Source organism: Microcystis sp. 49638_E5, from assembly GCF_021300285.1.
Taxonomy (GTDB): Bacteria; Cyanobacteriota; Cyanobacteriia; order Cyanobacteriales; family Microcystaceae; genus Microcystis; species Microcystis aeruginosa_C.
The window spans coordinates 655-17205 of the sequence record NZ_JAJTDH010000006.1 but is presented as its reverse complement, the minus strand read 5'-3'; the positions used below and the strand labels follow the sequence as shown (position 1 = coordinate 17205).

Genomic DNA, 16551 nt, shown 5'->3' with positions numbered 1-16551 from the left:
TCTATGCCACTGAATCGCCAACGCGCCCAAAAGTATCTCCAGAAGTTTGATTTTGAGTCTCTGTTCATTGAAGAATTGGGCTGGGATACGGTTGATCGCGTCACGTTACCGTTTGAGGTGGATGGCGAACCCTTTGAGGTGGTTTCTATTACTCAAAAGCGCGGCTTCACTGTATTCAAGTGCATCACCCCAGAAATTCCAACCCGTCCGATTCGGGTGAAGCTCGATCGCCAACTGACGGACTACAGCAAATCCCACCTGTTGGTATTTGGCGATGAGGGCAAAACCCAACAAATTTGGATGTGGGTGCGGCAAGAACTGGGAAAACCCCTCGCCCCTCGATTTGAGCAATATCAGGTGGGACAGTCGGCGGAGCGGTTGTTGCAGAAGTTAGAGGCGTTGGCGATCGCATTTGCGGAAGAGGAAAAGCTAACCCTGGTGGAAGTCGCCGGGCGAGTCAAAAAAGCTTTTGATGTCGAGAAAGTCACCAAGAAATTCTTTACCCGATTTGAAAAGGAACACGGGAAATTTCTTCAATTTATTCAAGGTATTCAGTCAGAATTTGATTGCATCTGGTATGCTTCGCTGATGCTCAATCGGCTGATGTTTGTTTATTTCATCCAAAAGAAAAACTTTCTGGATGGCGATATAAATTATTTGCGAAATCGGCTCAAACGGTGTCAGGCAGAATGGGGAAAGGATAGGTTTCATTCGTTTTATCGACAGTTTTTGCTGAAGCTGTTCCATGAGGGGTTAGGCAAGCCCGATCGCAATCCTGAATTAGACAAACTCTTGGGCAAAATTCCCTATCTAAATGGCGGCTTGTTTGAAGTCCATCAGTTGGAGGAAAAGTATGACAGCACCCTGCAAATTCCCGATGCAGCGTTTGAGCAAGTCTTTAACTTTTTTGATGAGTACGACTGGCACTTAGACGACAGACCACTTCGCAACCAAAACGAAATTAACCCGGATGTACTGGGCTACATCTTTGAGAAGTACATCAACCAGAAGCAAATGGGGGCGTACTACACCAAGGAAGACATCACCGAATACATCAGCAAGAACACGATTCTTCCCTTTTTGTTTGACCAAGCAGAGAAGGGCTGTCAGGTTGCGTTTAAGCCAGAAGGGGCGGTATGGGCGTTGCTGCGGGAAAATCCTGACCATTACATCTATCCTGCGGTTCGTCAGGGTGTAGATCTCGAACTCCCGACTGAGATTGCCGCTGGCATTGAGGATGTCTCGCAACGAGGCAGCTGGAATAAGCCTGCTGCCGATGGATTTGCCCTACCCACAGAAACCTGGCGGGAGTATGTGGCGCGGCGCAAGCGGTGTTGGTCACTGCGGCAAAAACTGGCTGCGGGAGAAGTTACCCAGATCAATGACCTGATTACCCACAACCTAGATATTCGCCAATTCGCCCAGGATGTGATCACCAGTTGCGAAAGTTCGGATTTGCTGAAGGCATTGTATCAAGCGATCGAACAAGTCTCGGTGTTAGATCCCACCTGTGGATCGGGGGCGTTTTTGTTTGCGGCGTTGAATATTCTGGAGCCACTCTATACAGCTTGTCTGGAACGGATGCAGGGGTTTGTCGATGAGGATGATCTGAGGCTCTCACAGGAACCAGAGGCAAAACCGCGTTATGAATACTTCCGCAAAGTGCTGGCAGAGATGGCGAAGCACCCTAATCTTCGCTATTTTGTGCTGAAGTCGATCATGCTCAACAACCTCTATGGTGTGGACATCATGGAGGAAGCGACGGAAATCTGTAAGCTGCGGCTATTCCTGAAGCTGGTGGCGCAGATGGAACCCCAACCCAAGAAGCAAAACTTTGGACTGGAACCGTTGCCGGATATTGATTTTAATATTCGGCTGGGTAATACGTTGGTGGGGTTTGCGTCGCTGAATGAAGTTTGCGAGGCGATGGCAAGGGATACCCAAACCGGGCAAGGTCGTTTAATTTTTGATGATGGGGTGTTGAATCGGATTGTGCAGGGTGCGGCGGCGGCGGATATGGAGTTTAAGCGGTTTAAGTCGCTGCAAGTGCAAGATTCTATTGCGGGTGCAGAAGTTGCAGAATCTAAGCGGTTATCAAAGGCGGCTTTGGCACAATTGCGGGAGGAGTTGGATCGCTATTTAGCGGAAGAATATGAGTTGGGTTTGTCGAAAAAGTCAGGGGCTTTTCAGAAATGGAAGGAAAGTCATCAGCCGTTTCATTGGTTTGTAGAGTTTTACAGCATCATCAATCGCGGTGGCTTTGATGTGATTATCGGTAATCCACCCTATGTTGAGTACAAAACCGTAAAAAATATTTATACAGTTCGAGGCTTTAAAACTATAGATTGTGCAGATTTATATGCATTTACGATGGAGCGTTCTTTAACCCTTTTACTCAAAAAAGGATGGATTGGTATGATTGTTCCAGTCTCCATTGTAAGCACAGATGGATTTGACTCCTTAAGAACGTCTTTTAAGAGTCAGAAATGTATATCATGGAACCTAAATTTTGCAGAACGCCCTTCCAAACTATTTACCGGAGTGGAGAAGCGTTTGACGATCTGGCTTACGCACAAAATTAATGAAGAGACGCAGACATCATCTCATCTTGAAGGGTATAAGCGTTGGCTCGCAGAAGAGAGAGATAATCTTTTTGCTCAAATCAAATTTGTCAAGCACAATAATTCATTAAATTTAGTTGGGACTTCAATCCCCAAGATATCTTCAGCAATAGAGGCTAATATACTCACGCGAATGTCAGAGCAAAAGTCATTAGCTACATTTCTTTCTAAACAAGGTCAACATATTATCTATTACACAAGAAAGCTTAGATATTTTGTGCAATTTTATAACTTTATTCCTAGAATCTCTAATGTCCAGGGTGAAGTAATTGAGCCATCAGAACTAAAGATTCTATCCTTACCATCTAATGCATTGAAAGATATTGCAATTGCCGCCTTAAATTCCAATCTTTTCTTCTGGTTTTTCAATTCCTATTCTGATGTTAGAAATGTCAACCGAAGAGAAATTGAGGAATTCAGGCTGTCAATGGATGAAGTTGAATCTGAATTGATATTGATTCTCAGTGATCTTGTAAATGAGTTAATGCAAGACTTCCAAAGAAACTCTCAATATCTCACTAATAATTATGGGAAATATGGTGTTCTGACTATCCAATCTTGGCTCTTCTAGGTTCTGTGTGAGCATGGTATAATAGTAAAACAGAACAGGAGGTGGGTTATGTGGATAAATTTTGATCAACTCCTCGATTTACCAAATGTAACAGTGGTCAATTATCAAAAAATTGCTCAGACAATTTTCCTAAAGCTCGCTCTTTTAAATGAAACAATTGAATGTCCGAATTGCCATCAAACCTTGGACAGAATCAATCAGACAGAGTACAATCTAGTCAGAGATTTGTCAATATTAGGCAATCCGGTATATTTAGAAGTACCACGCCGCCAGTTTCATTGTCAAAAGTGCCAAAAGTATATCAGCGAAAGACTGAGTTTTATGAGATTAAGACAGCATCACACAATTCGCTATGAATCGATGATTTATGAGAGAGTAAAAAATTGTAGTATCGAAGAAATAAGTCGAGAAGAAGGGTTAGGATGGGAAGAAGTTGAGTTAATATTTAATAACTGTGCTAAAGAACTAGAAAAGGAAGAGTGGGAAGCACCAGAACGAATAAGCTTAGATGAGTTTAGTAACTTAAAAGGACATAAAGATTTCATAACAACGGTCGTAGATCTGGACAAGAAAATTTTACTAGATGTGATTAAAGGACATAAGCAGGAAGAATTAATGGAAGCCTTAAAAGCACAGCCAGACGCAGTTCGGGAGAAGGTGAAAGAAGTGAGCGTCGATATGTGGTCAGGATTTACGGCAGTGATCAAGGAATTATTTCCCAATGCTAAAATCATCTATGACCGTTTTCATGTAATGGCTATCATCAATGACGAGCTTAATAACTTGAGAAAGTTAATGGGGGTGCATGAAAAAGGATTACCTCATTTATTATGGAAGAATAAAGAGGACTTAAAGGACGAGCAAAAACAACAACTAGAAGTTATCTTAAAAGAACATCCCTGCTTGGGAATAGCCTGGGAGATGAAAGAAGAAATTAGACAAATTTATCAAAGTAGTAAAACGTTCAGAGGTGCTGAGAGAAAATTGGAAAAATGGATAAGAATAGGCGGAATATTATATGAAAGTAGTGCCAGTATGATCCAGAAGCATTTGCAGGGTATTTGTAATTACTTTGAAAATCATACAACCAACGGATTAATTGAGGGAATGAATACCAAAATAAAGCTTATTAAAAGAATGAGTTATGGATTTACCAATTTTCAACATCTTCGACTTAAGCTGTTTGCTTGCTTTAATTCATAACAAAAATTAACACACGAAAACCAGAAGAGCCCAATCTTTTCAGCCACGACTCTCAAAACCCATCATTGACGAAATCGATCGCATCCTTGCCCAACACTACGGCTTCACCGAGGAAGAACTCGACTTCATCATCAACTACGACATCAAATACCGCATGGGCAGAGACAACGGAGGTGATGACTGATGAGCAAATTTGAAATCCTCACTCCCCTCAACTTCACCGTCCGCACCTCAGAAGAATATTGGCAAAAACTAATCGTCAAACATCCAGACATTGCCGATCTCGAAGCCGAAGTCAGACAAGCACTAAACAGTCCCGATGAAATTCGTCGCAGTAGCCGCGATCCAAATCTGTTGCTGTTTTACCTGACTTTGAAAGAAAAGCGATGGGTCGTTGCCGTCGCTCGACGTTTAAATGGAGATGGATTTCTAATCACAGCTTACCAAACTGATGCAATCAAAGAAGGAGAAACCCTATGGCGCAAGTAAAAATCTACTACGAACCTGAAATGCAACTGCTCACTGTTTTCTGGCAACCGCCCCGAAAAAATCAAATTGCCACAGAACTTGGGGATGGCGTGATATTAATCAAAGATGAAACAACAGGCGAACCGATTGGCATGGAAATTTTATCCTATCATCCTAGCGATAACCGCTTTGATGCTGTCAGCGTTGAGATGGGTCGATTGGCGGGTATTTCATAAATGCGTCATCGCCCACCACTACGGCTTCACCGAGGAAGAACTCGACGACCTCATCAACTACGATATTAAGTACAGAATGGGTCGAGATAGCGGAGGAGAGGATTAGGATCTATGCCAGCCAAAGATATTTATCACGACAACTGCAAACAAGCTCTGATTAAGGATGGTTGGATCATCACCCACGATCCCTACAACCTAAAAATTGGCAGAAAAGATCTGTTCATTGATCTGGCAGGTGAAAAACTCATCACCGCTGAAAAAGATACCCAGAAGATCGCTGTCGAAATCAAAAGCTTTATCAGTTCTTCTGAAATTCGCGATCTTGAAACGGCTCTCGGTCAGTACGTCTTATATCAAAACATTCTGAGCCGAATTGACCCTGAACGCACCCTCTACCTAGCCATCCGTGATGCCAGCTTCTTAAAATTATTTGAACAAGAAGTCGGACAAATTCTTTTAGAGAATCAAGTTTTAAAGCTGTTTACATTTAACCCTGATCAGGAGGTTATCACTCGATGGATCGCTTAAATACTTATCGGCAAATTATCCGTAATGTTCTCAAACCTTACGCTGACATTACCTATGCCAACGTCAACGTCAAAAATCGTGCTGCCTTTGATCCTGAAACTGACCAGTATATTATTTTGTCTGAAGGTTGGGATCACCAGCGCCATTTGCATAGTATTTTACTGCACCTTGAAATTGCCAATGGAAAAGTTTGGGTGCAATATGATGGCACCGAGGATGGTATTACCGATGAACTCCTTAAAGCAGGCATTCCCAAAGAAGATATCGTGCTTGGTTTCCATGAACCCGAAGTTCGACTTCATACGGGGTTTGCAATTGCCTAAACTTAGAATCGATCGCATCCTTGCCCAACACTACGGCTTCACCGAGGAAGAACTCGACGACCTCATCAACTACGACATTAAGTACAGAATGGGGCGCGATAGCGAAAGTTAAAAGTAAAAAGGCAAAAGTAAAAAGTGAAGAGAAAAGAAAGAAATGAGAGGTGAACTATGATTGGATGGTTAGTGATTAAGGCAAAGCATCTATTGTTACCTAAAATGTCGGATGAATGCCCCCGCTACATTTTTCGACAAGATACTCACCTTTGCGGGGGATGAAATCCGACCAGAATATTAGCAACGGAGCATCGATTTGATTCTACCATTTGTGAGTAAACTGTGTTATACCAAATCCGTTGAGTATGGGATACTTTTGACACTCCCGCCGTCAAGCTGACACTGTGACGGGGGATTATTGATTCACCCCAAACCCGCTTTTTGGTACAAGTACCAACGAGTCTTACAGTTTCTCCCCAAGCTTGAAATTCCCACTGTCTATCGGTATTTGTTGACAGTATTCTCATATCATTAAGAGTGTCGAAATAATAGTAAATTTTTGTGACAAAGTGCAGTCAGATATAAGAATCTTTGCTAGAATCCTAGAGTGATTCTGTGATCAGTCTCCTTAAAGGAGATTGTTTGCAGTAAACTAATCTGGCTAACAGGCTTTTGGGGGTGATATAGGGAAAGTTAACCCATATCGTTACTCTGGAGAGTGTTATATAGAAAGTTGACCTATAATATGTAGTTAGGCTGCTCAAATTCTCGATTGAGACCTTATTTGGTGCTATCTGAGGGGTATTCCTTAACTGATAAAATCGAAGAAAAGCTGTTGGGCTTGAATAATGGAAATTGTAGTTTCATTACTGCTGGGCATAATTATTGGTAGTGCGGTCACGTATTACGTTTTGCAGAAAATAAACCTGAGAAAAACCGTTAGAGAATATGAAACTCAAATTCAAGTTTTAAAAGAACAGCATCAGCAAGCCCTTAAGGATGCCAGGAATAGAAGCTTAGATGGAAGTCGCGCTGTTATAAAGGGGAAAATAGCAGAGCAGTTAGCACCAGTTCTTCCAAATTTTAAGTATTTGCCGTCAGATGCTAGATTTATAGGCGATCCGATCGATTACGTTGTTTTTAATGGTTATACAGATATCAAAGATAACGGTGGTAACGAGAACAATCTAGAAGTTGTAATTTTAGATGTTAAAACAGGGCAAGCAAATCTATCCCAGTTGCAACAGGCTATTGCGAAAGCAATCAATGCGGGGCGAGTACGCTTTGAGGTGGTTCGACCTGAAACTTCCAAGCAAGAAGGTGCTAGAGCTTACGATAAGTCATCAGAAGAAGCTTTGCCTAAAAAGTCTTACAGCATTAAGGACATTCAGAAAACGCACCCGCGTGCTTATGAGCCTTGGACTAAAGCTGAAGATGAGCGGCTAAGGCAACGTTACAAACAAGGTATAGTGATCAAAGATTTAGCTAGGGAGTTTCAAAGAAAGCCAGGAGGTATTCGTTCTCGGTTGAAGAAATTAGGGTTGCTGCAATAAACCGCAGCCTAACAATCCCGTTGGAGTTGAGGAATGTTAGCCCTAGGGTGCGTTCCCTAATGGGGATCGTACTGCTCCACCGATCGATTTTTGGGAACGCACCATGCACATTGATTAAAGCAAGGTTTGAGGGCTAACTAACAAAGATATGCCCAGAGTTGGGTTAGTCATCTATAGGATTAAAATGTAAAGAGAATAATCACCCATACTTCAATCTAATATCCATCCTATGCAAATTACCCTCAACCTTGATGAATCCCTTCTCAAGGAAGCCTTTCAACTGACTAACCTCACCACCCAAGAGGAACTAATGAATCTTGCTCTACAAGAATTCGTGAGATCGCGCCGTAAGAAAAACCTTCTCGACCTTGCCGGACAAATTCAATTTGCCCCAGATTTTGATTATAAAGCCCTACGGGAAACCGGTCATGTTGCTGATTGACACATCTGTGTGGATCAGCGTCTTCCGCAGTCGTGGTGATCAAGTTCGCCAGCAACTGGAAACGTTAATTGCAAATCGTGAGATTTTACTCACCCGCTTTACCCAGCTTGAACTGCTTCAAGGGAGCTTAAACGAGCAAGAGTGGACAATCCTCTCTACTTACCTCGAAGTGCAGGATTATGTTGAACTCACGCCTTCTTCCTGGCAAGCAGCTGCACGTATTTACTATGATCTGCGTCGTCAAGGATTGACTGTTCGCAGCCCAATTGATTGCTGTATTGCTCAAGCGGCACTAGAAAATGATCTGCTTCTAATTCACAACGACCGTGATTTTGAAACCATTGCTCAAGTGCGATCTCTTCAAAATCTCCGTTTTCGGCCCTAGGGTGGGTTCCCTAATCTGGCTCCCACTGCTCTACCGATCGATTTTTGGGAACGCACCATGCCCATAGATTGAAGCTGTGAGTTTAAGTGCGATGCTGAAGGCACTGGGTAGCAATACGCCATCGCTGTAGCAACGTGGAGGCTAGAATCTGACAGGGGGACAAGCGAGCTAGAAAACTTGCCAACAAAGGCTTCTGGCTTCTCTCGCTAGAAATAGATCTAGCGATTCTAGGCAAAAAGCTAACGAAAGAATTAGGGATAGGAGCGAGCTTACTAGGAATTATTATTAATAAGTGAGAGATGGTGCGGCGAACTTTTTCGAGCCAAAACCATGAAAAGCTTATGCTATATGGATTTCAGCCTTCTTGTCCCCCTGTCAGGGCTAGAATATATTAAGCCCTATACGTTAGATGTTGTCTATGACTGAACGACTTGAGCAGGCGATCGCCCAATTACAAACCTTGTCAACCGATCAACAGGACGCGATCGCAACCCTAATTTTGGCAGAACTCGAAGAAGAAAAGCGATGGAATGACTCCTTTACCCGCTCACCAAACTTGCTGGCTAAACTAGCAGCCGAAGCAATGGCAGAACATCGATTGGGCAAGACTCAAGAATTAGACCCAGAAACGTTGTGAAGTCTTGTACCACTGCTCGTTTTCGGGAGATGTTTGCAGATCTTCCAAAACCGATTCAAGAGCAGACCCGTAAAGCGTATCGGCAATTCAAAGAAGACCCAAGCTATCCCAGCTTGCGATTCAAGAAAGTCCATCCACAGCTGCCCATCTATTCTGCACGCATCAATAGGGATTATCCTGCTGTCGGTCAATTAGAGGATGATACGGTGATTTGGTTCTGGGTTGGTTCCCATGCAGAGTACGATATGCTGCTGGATCAATTGTAGTGCGGTGCCGCTCTGGTAGGCCCAGTTGGGGAATGTTAGGGAAGATTCCCATTGTCGTTAGAAGCGGGTAACGCGACTCGAACGCGCGACATTCACCTTGGGAAGGTGACGTTCTACCACTGAACTATACCCGCAAAACCATCCCTAATCATAGCATTGACCCCCCGACAAGAGCAACTGCTCTAGGCTGTTTTTCATCACCGCGCCAGTGTGTCCAAAAACGCTAAATAGACTCGCCAGCGGATGATCAAAAATATTCACCGTTCAACTTCTTCATCCTCAAAGAGTCAAGGAGCTAGAGATTGTTTTAAATGCCATTTGTCGATAATATCACCGGGTAATTTTGAGAAGTTGGCAAGGTTTCTTTGAAAATGCCTCTTAGCTTGGACAGGAATTTAGGGGGTATTTTCTGGAAAAGAATCACTATAATTAAATAAAAATGGTACGCTATTTTTTCCCGATCCATCCATGACTAAAACCCGGGGCATTTGCGCCCCACCTTCGCGCCAAGCTTCGATCGCTTCTTTCTGTAAAACTAATCCGCCTCCTTGTTCTTTTAAAGTTTCTGCTAATAGTCTTTGTGCCTCAGCTTTCCCTTTAGCGCGATTAACTTCTGCTTGGGCCTGTTGTTCCGCTTCTTGGGTGATATAAACGGCTCTTTGGGCCCGTTGTTCTGCGATTTGTTTATCTTCGACAGCCCGGGCAAATTCCGGAGAAAAATTCAAATCTACCACACTGGTATCTAAAACTAGAATACCATACTTTTCTAACCGAGTCGATAGGGCATTATCAAAGTCTTCTTTTAACTCACTGCGTCGAGTAATTGCCTCCTCTACGGTTCTTTTCGCGGCGGCAATTTTAAAGGATTCTTGGGTTTGAGGGGCGATAATTTTAGCGACAATATTTTGCAGGGTGCCTTGGGTTCTTCTAATGACCACTACTTGAGTCGGATCGAGACGAAAATTAATCGCAAAACTAGCGGATAAATCCTGTAAATCTTTAGTGGAACTTTGGGCGGGAACTTCAAATTTTTGCACCGTAACATCGTAGATATCGACACTAGAAACAAAGGGAGGTTTAAAGTGCAATCCCTCCAATAAAACCCCGTCCTTAGCCTTTCCTAACACACTTAAAACCCCCGCTTGTCCGGGGGTGATAATCACATAGGCATTAAAGGCCGCTAAAATGACAATAGTGACCAATAATCCCCCGATCAGGGAAAGTAAATTAATAGCATCTTTTTGGTTCATAGTTTATACTCCTTGACGAGCGACTAAAGCGAGAATTTTTACTGCGATCGCTTGATTAACGGGCATCACTGACAGACGATTTCCTGTCCTTACTAATAATAATTCATCGGCGGTAAAATTTTGTTTTAAAATTCCTAGGGGCAGCAGTTGGGGAAAAAGGCGCTCGAATTCAACTTTAACCGTCCACCAGCGCGGGGAATCTGGGGAGGATTTAGAATCATAGTAGGGACTATCGCGATCGAATTGTGTGGGATCGATCATATCAGTTTGCACCACTCGCATCAAGCCGACAATCCCCGGCGGGGTCGTATTAGAATGATAAAAAAAGGCCAAATCTCCCCGTTTCATCTGACGGAGAAAATTGCGGGCCTGATAATTTCGCACCCCTTCCCAAATAGTTTGACCATCTTTTTTTAAATCCTCGATACTATAGACATCGGGTTCCGATTTCATTAACCAATAATTTAAATTCATCATTTATACTTGTTATTAATTCAAATAAGCTCAAAAAAATTTTTAGCCGTTCCTGTCAGCCCTGTCACCATAGGGTTAAATATAATTCACTTTGACTGCTTTTGCAGAGCTACTCAAACAATTATTGAGAAGAATGTATCTAAAAATACTTTTGTTAGGGGCAATTTTTAAGAACTATGATCCTTCAAGTCTAGCTATTCTTGGCAACCGTCAGTTTTTCCCTATAGCTAAAAATAATTTATTCCCAGCATTAAATCAATCAAATAAGCTGTAAAATAGGATACATTGCTCTAAAAATCTCTAGCCAATCCATAGATTATCGGTGTTCCAAGCCACTCGCCGCCGTTTAGCCTTATGGTACACTGTTGTCACTGCCATACTACTGCTTTTTCTCGCTACGGGAATGTATTTTTATGTGCGCCATACCCTAGTGGATCGCATTGATGATACCCTCAAACACATCATTGAGGTGGTAAATCGTTCCCTCGTGATCGAATCGATTCCCCCGGATCAAGGACGTTATCGCGTCGATCCCCTCGCAAGTTTTCCCAGTCAGGGTAAATCCGTGGAGGACGATCATATAGATTTGGAATGGTTCGATCCCCAAGGTAATCTAGTTTGGTCAACTTTGGCTGAATCCTTAGATATTCCCCTCCATCCCCACCGTCAAGGGGAAACTATTCGCTTATCCGATAATCGTCTGCTGCGACAAGTAACCGAAAGGGTGGAAATCGGTCATTATGTTTTGGGATATCTGCGGGTAAGTCATCCTTGGTTTGAGGTGACAAAACCGATTAGACAGCTATTATGGGATTTAATCGTCGGAATTTGCCTGATGATTGCCAGTGTCGCCTGGATTGGTTGGTTTTTGTCCGGTTTAGCCATTCAACCGGTAAAAGAGTCCTATCAGAGTTTAAAACAATTTACCGCCGATGCTTCCCATGAATTACGCAATCCGATCGCCACTATCCAAACTAACGTGCAAATGGCGATCGCTTATCCCCAAACTGGCCATCAACGCTTGCAAGTGATCGATCGTTTAACGGAAAGATTGGGCAATTTAGTCAATGATCTGCTTTTTTTAGCCCGTTCCGATAGTGGCATCGTCCAACCGATCGAGCAAGCTGTACCTTTGGATGCTTTATTGATGGAAGTGGTAGAAGAACAGCGTTTAATCGCCGATAAGCAGGGAATTTCCCTCTCTTTGTCGATTGTGGAACCGGACCAAGAGGATTTTTCCTACAGCGATGAAATGTTTACTATGCAGGGAGATTGGGATCAATTAGCACGTTTATTCACAAATTTAATCTCTAATGCCCTAAAACACGCTTTTTTAACCGAATCTGAGCCTAAAAATGTGGCTGTGGAATTGGAGAAAAGTAAACGCGATCGACAATCGGTGTTACTGGTACGCGTCAAAGATAACGGAATCGGGATTCCCGAGGCTGCTTTGTCCCATATTTTCGATCGCTTTTATCGTCTCGATCCCGCGCGACAAAATTCTGCCACTTCCGGGGGAACAGGATTAGGATTAGCGATCGCTTTAGCGATTACCCTCAGTCATCATGGACAAATTAGCGTCGAAAGTCAGATCGATCGAGGAACAATCTTCACCGTCACCTTACCGAAAAGCCATCAACGGGAGAAAAAAACCGAAAAGTCAGAAGCTTGACACTTCTGACTTTTTTTCATACCCCCAAGGGAATTCGAATCCCTGTCGCCTCCGTGAAAGGGAGGTGTCCTAGGCCACTAGACGATGGGGGCGTGGATTTCAGACCTTTTTAAATATAACAATAATTTTTCTGGGAGTCAAGGGTTTTGGCCAAAATTTTTTTTATCCCGTCCTTGCACAATAGGATAGTCTAAATGAAGATGTTATCGCCCAAAATCCATGGCTGCCGATCCCTATAAAAGCCGACTGTTCAACCTGATCAACCGTCGTTTGATCCGTCTGAAAGATAACCTCGGCCGCGTCTCCCGTCGCGGTCAAAATGCGATCGCTCTTGCCCTGCAAATAGCCCTCTATCCCGTCTATTTGCTGGTACAATCCCTGCGGATGACGGCTAATCAATTAGGGAACAGTCTCCAGAAACAATTATCACCCCCCGGAAAAGAGGGGACGGATGCGATCGAAGAATTTCTCCAGAGCTTATCCGACCAAGAAACGGCATTTATTGGCATAGCAGCCGATCTAGAGGATCAAGCTTTAGTTTTCGTCACTAACGATCACCAGACTGTTAAAATCACCGATAATCAAACCCAAAGACAAATAGAAAAACAAATTAGGACGGCACTGGCTAACTACGCCCTCGAAAAACGGAGAATTAAGCGATTAAATCGTCAATATACGCCTTTATTACCGAATTTTACCGACAAAAATCCTGTCTTGCCTCCGATCCGTTGGTTTTGGAACCTACTACGCTGGGAACAACAGGGACAAATAGCGATCGCCATAGATCTATTCCAAGAATCCCATCTCGTCAAAACCCCGACACCACCCTCCTTACCACTGCCTAATTTAAATTCTCAAGCGATTTTACAGGTTATTGACGAAAAATTAGCAATTTTCGAGGCTAAATTTCTCGCTATCCCCCCCGCAATCCCCAGCAGTTTGAGCCACACCTCTAACCTACCTTCCGATCTCGTTAACCAGTCCCCGACTCTCGAGAAAAATTCCTCCTATCTCTGGCGACTTTATTGGTTAATTTATGCGGCGATCGAGCATTTCTGGGCAAAAGAGAAGAATAATTTAGAATATAGTGCTGATTCACCCGCTTTATCGGCAAAATATCCCCTAAGTCTTCCTAATTCTCTGCTGATCACCTTCAAGCAACGTCTCCAGGATTGGCTAGAAAAACAAACCCAAGCGGATCCCTTCACGATCGGCAAACTCATCCAAGCGGCGATCGATCACTTCTTTGCCTCTGGCCAATCCCTGACATTTTCCGCCGTCAGTGAGCAGCCATGGCTAGAATCCGCCGATATCTTGGCTATTTCTCCCCAAGACTCCGAAAAACCGCGCCTTCACCCCGCTTATCCCCTTCCCCAGTCCCTAGGCACACCAGCCGAGCCTATTATCACAAAAAAAGCTTTTAGTCAAGAAAAACAAAATAAATCTTTACAAAAAATCCCCCCGGCCGCTGCTGAAATTACCCCTAGAGAATCCCCCCCCACAACCCAATTAGATCCCCGCTATGCCAAGGAGATAATTCAACCAATTAACGAAGAATGGTTAGAAACCGAATCAACCCCCGTCGGCTACGTTAAACACCCCTTAGAACGGATTTTAGAGGGATTAGATGCGATTATTTTATGGGTGGAGGAATTAGTTATTAAAATTTGGCGTTGGTTGCGGTACAATCGACGCATTTCTAAATTACTCAAACGCAAACGCTAAATCGATCGGTTTTGGGTATAGTCGATCGGTTAGTCTTTCTGTTGTGAGAAACTTGAGACTATAATTCATCGACAAAAATAAGCTAAACTAACGGCAAAGATAATAAGTTTTGATTTTTTTCCTTGGCATTACTTATGGACGGTATCTGTACCCTAGCCAATGATCGGGTTTACGATCAATTAGTCGCCCTACTCAACAGCATCGAGGTCAATGGAGGAAAAGATATTCCTGTTTGTGTCTATCCCTACGATGACAACACCGAACGGATCAGAGCGGAAATTGCTCAACGTCCTAACGTACAGTTGTTTGATAATCAGGAAATTATCGAACGCTGGGAAAATTTCGCCAAGTCGATTTGGGATAGCCACCCGCAAGCCCGCGAACGTTGGTTGAAATCGGGTTGCACTGACCGATATTATCGTATGGGAATGCACCACCGTTTTATTGCTTTTGATAGTCCCTTTGATCGTTTTATCTACATGGATGGGGACACCTTGCTACTCGATGCCGTTGATAAAATCTTCGCTATCCTAGATAGGCACGATTGTGTTGTTTATGACTTTCAGCACAAAGATCCCACTCATGTCTACGAAGTTTCTCGACCAAAATTATTCGAGGTTTTTTCCCGTGATCGTATCGAAAAGGAGATTTTTTGTGCGGGTTTCTATGCTTCTAAAATTGGTTTATTCGATGAAAATCAGCGAGATTGGCTAGTAGAACAATTGCGAGCAGGAGAAGCGGAAATTCTCTATCCGATGGCTCCCGATCAAACTATCGTCAATTATATGATGATGCGCTCAAATTTTCCTATATATAATCTAGCTCTTCAATTGCCTAAAGAAGAACGCACCGGCTGCTGTGTCACCTCTCCCCATTTTCAGGCTTTAGATAATATTCTTTACGATAAGGGCAACCGCTTGACATACCTTCACTACATTGGTTTATCTTCCTCTCTGTTCACTCGACTTTGTAGCGGTGAAAACCTCGATTTTCCCTATCGAGATATTTTCTTACACTATCGTTATCTCTACCAACCTAGTCAACGTCCTATATTTACCGGTAGTCCCAAACCCTATCAACCACCGACCCCAACTTTTTGGCAAAAAGTAACCAGAAAACTGGGCTTAGGAAAATAATAATATAGCAAATTAGGTTACACTTCATCTGTAGGAGAAACGCTGTAACCTAATTCCGATGATGGCTATACTTTCTGACCTATTTTCGGTTCCGTCCCTGCCAACAATCTTTTAATATTACCCTGATGACGAACAATCACATAGATTCCCCCCATCAAACTAAATAAAATATAGGGGAGAGGTTGACCTAAAATAACCATTAAAATATTCACCACCAGCGCCCCGATAATCGAACCTAAAGAAACAATCCGGAAAAGTGCGAGAATAACTAAAAAACTTGCCAAAGTTCCACAAGCCACTAGGGGATTCATCACTAATAAAACCCCTAAACTGGTGGCGACGGATTTACCACCACTAAAATTCAAGAAAATCGATTTACTATGACCAATGATTGCCCCCAATCCTGCCCCGATAATTAACCAGTAATACCAACTTTCTGGGAGAGGATTGACATCAATAAAATATAGTCCTCGTACCAGGGCCACCGCCACCATTCCCTTTAACATATCAATTAATAACACCGTCGCCCCAGCAGATTTTCCCAGAGTTCTCAGCACATTGGTGGCCCCGGTGGAACCGGAACCATAGTCACGAATATCGATACCTTTGCTGTATTTACCGATTAAATAACCCGTGGGAATCGAACCGAACAGATAGGATAAAAGTAAGATAGTAAGACTGATAAGAATCGGAATAAGCATAAATTAAGCCCAATTTTTAGCAAGAGCGAGCGCCGTTATCAGTGTATCAGCCTGAAGACAAAAAAACACTCACAGGGAACCATAGACGGGAATTGCCGCCCCGCGCAAGTCTTTCGCCCCTTCCCCCGCCAGAAAACAGATCACCTCGGCTAGAGATTGGGGACTGACCCAGTCCTTGGCATTTGCCTCTCCCATCGCTTCCCGGTTGCCCGGAGTATCGATAACACTTGGCAAAACCACGTTAGCAGTAATATTAACGTCAGTTCGGGATAAGGGAGGAAAGAAAAGGCGGGGGCTAGTAAGCTGAAAAATATATAAACTCAGCACCCCCAACCCATCTATGTCTAGTCTAGAAGCTCTTTTCTG

At 43.3% G+C, this 16551-nt stretch carries 18 protein-coding genes, 2 tRNA genes and 1 pseudogene; 15 read left to right on the top strand and 6 right to left on the bottom strand.

The window, feature by feature from the left end:
- Positions 1-3 precede the first annotated feature (3 nt).
- The 11 genes from LW728_RS02310 (at position 4) to LW728_RS02260 (ending at position 9227) form a co-directional block, all read left to right on the top strand.
- Complete coding sequence (locus tag LW728_RS02310; protein ID WP_287764976.1) at positions 4-3192, top strand: Eco57I restriction-modification methylase domain-containing protein; 3189 nt, start codon at positions 4-6, stop codon at positions 3190-3192.
- 48 nt (positions 3193-3240) lie between these two features.
- Complete coding sequence (locus LW728_RS02305) at positions 3241-4395, top strand: ISL3 family transposase (protein ID WP_287764973.1); 1155 nt, start codon at positions 3241-3243, stop codon at positions 4393-4395.
- Between the two features lie 183 nt (positions 4396-4578).
- Positions 4579-4884, top strand: coding sequence for a hypothetical protein (locus LW728_RS02300; protein ID WP_002781857.1), 306 nt, complete (start codon positions 4579-4581; stop codon positions 4882-4884).
- Entirely contained in the window at positions 4872-5099 is a 228-nt protein-coding gene (locus LW728_RS02295) for a hypothetical protein (protein WP_002781858.1), read from the top strand. The genes LW728_RS02300 and LW728_RS02295 overlap by 13 nt, the downstream gene beginning before the upstream one ends.
- Positions 5100-5210: 111 nt before the next feature.
- Positions 5211-5627 carry a XisH family protein gene (locus tag LW728_RS02290; RefSeq protein ID WP_002799945.1) on the top strand — a complete coding sequence of 139 codons (417 nt, stop codon included), beginning with the start codon at positions 5211-5213 and terminating at the stop codon, positions 5625-5627.
- Entirely contained in the window at positions 5615-5950 is a 336-nt protein-coding gene (locus LW728_RS02285; RefSeq protein WP_002799944.1) for a XisI protein, read from the top strand. Before LW728_RS02290 ends, LW728_RS02285 begins: the two co-directional genes overlap by 13 nt.
- 842 nt (positions 5951-6792) lie before the next feature.
- Positions 6793-7497, top strand: a complete 705-nt coding sequence (locus tag LW728_RS02280; RefSeq protein ID WP_287764971.1) for a Holliday junction resolvase-like protein — start codon at positions 6793-6795, stop codon at positions 7495-7497.
- Between the two features lie 229 nt (positions 7498-7726).
- Positions 7727-7939: a type II toxin-antitoxin system VapB family antitoxin gene (locus LW728_RS02275; protein WP_002758634.1), complete on the top strand. Its 213-nt coding sequence runs from the start codon at positions 7727-7729 to the stop codon at positions 7937-7939.
- Positions 7926-8324, top strand: coding sequence for a type II toxin-antitoxin system VapC family toxin (vapC, locus tag LW728_RS02270; protein WP_194016021.1), 399 nt, complete (start codon positions 7926-7928; stop codon positions 8322-8324). Before LW728_RS02275 ends, vapC begins: the two co-directional genes overlap by 14 nt.
- Positions 8325-8742: 418 nt before the next feature.
- Positions 8743-8961 (top strand): hypothetical protein, encoded by a 219-nt coding sequence (locus tag LW728_RS02265; RefSeq protein WP_043997602.1) that lies wholly within the window; start codon positions 8743-8745, stop codon positions 8959-8961.
- A complete protein-coding gene (locus tag LW728_RS02260; RefSeq protein WP_002799940.1) occupies positions 8958-9227 on the top strand; it encodes a ParE family toxin-like protein in 270 nt (89 codons plus the stop codon). Before LW728_RS02265 ends, LW728_RS02260 begins: the two co-directional genes overlap by 4 nt.
- Before the next feature lie 62 nt (positions 9228-9289).
- On the opposite strand, the gene LW728_RS02255 is transcribed toward LW728_RS02260, so the two are convergent.
- The 3 genes from LW728_RS02255 to LW728_RS02245 all read right to left on the bottom strand — a co-directional run bounded on the left by LW728_RS02255 (position 9290) and on the right by LW728_RS02245 (position 10954).
- A tRNA-Gly gene (locus LW728_RS02255) sits at positions 9290-9361 on the bottom strand.
- A gap of 261 nt (positions 9362-9622) precedes the next feature.
- Positions 9623-10477, bottom strand: a complete 855-nt coding sequence (locus tag LW728_RS02250; protein WP_002799939.1) for a prohibitin family protein — start codon at positions 10475-10477, stop codon at positions 9623-9625.
- 3 nt (positions 10478-10480) lie between these two features.
- Entirely contained in the window at positions 10481-10954 is a 474-nt protein-coding gene (locus tag LW728_RS02245) for an EVE domain-containing protein (protein WP_002799938.1), read from the bottom strand.
- 88 nt (positions 10955-11042) lie between these two features.
- Between LW728_RS02245 and LW728_RS02240 the strand changes: the two genes are divergently transcribed.
- Together LW728_RS02240 and LW728_RS02235 are read left to right on the top strand one after the other, a co-directional pair.
- Complete coding sequence (locus LW728_RS02240) at positions 11043-11225, top strand: hypothetical protein (protein ID WP_287764968.1); 183 nt, start codon at positions 11043-11045, stop codon at positions 11223-11225.
- Between the two features lie 48 nt (positions 11226-11273).
- Positions 11274-12623: a sensor histidine kinase gene (locus tag LW728_RS02235; RefSeq protein WP_287666902.1), complete on the top strand. Its 1350-nt coding sequence runs from the start codon at positions 11274-11276 to the stop codon at positions 12621-12623.
- Between the two features lie 19 nt (positions 12624-12642).
- Here the strand turns inward: LW728_RS02235 and LW728_RS02230 are convergent.
- Positions 12643-12715: transfer RNA gene (locus LW728_RS02230), tRNA-Glu, on the bottom strand.
- Positions 12716-12842: 127 nt separating this feature from the next.
- Between LW728_RS02230 and LW728_RS02225 the strand changes: the two genes are divergently transcribed.
- Positions 12843-14348 (top strand): hypothetical protein, encoded by a 1506-nt coding sequence (locus tag LW728_RS02225; protein WP_287764966.1) that lies wholly within the window; start codon positions 12843-12845, stop codon positions 14346-14348.
- Positions 14349-14482: 134 nt separating this feature from the next.
- Positions 14483-15484, top strand: coding sequence for an Npun_R2821/Npun_R2822 family protein (locus tag LW728_RS02220; protein WP_287666913.1), 1002 nt, complete (start codon positions 14483-14485; stop codon positions 15482-15484).
- A 65-nt stretch (positions 15485-15549) separates the two neighbouring features.
- Here LW728_RS02220 and plsY read toward each other — a convergent pair whose 3' ends face one another.
- Together plsY and LW728_RS02210 are read right to left on the bottom strand one after the other, a co-directional pair.
- The gene (gene plsY, locus LW728_RS02215) at positions 15550-16185 is read right to left on the bottom strand and encodes a glycerol-3-phosphate 1-O-acyltransferase PlsY (RefSeq protein ID WP_409771241.1); all 636 of its coding nucleotides are present in this window, start codon (positions 16183-16185) and stop codon (positions 15550-15552) included.
- Positions 16186-16254: 69 nt separating this feature from the next.
- Positions 16255-16551 (bottom strand): annotated as a pseudogene (locus LW728_RS02210) (hypothetical protein); the annotation flags it as partial.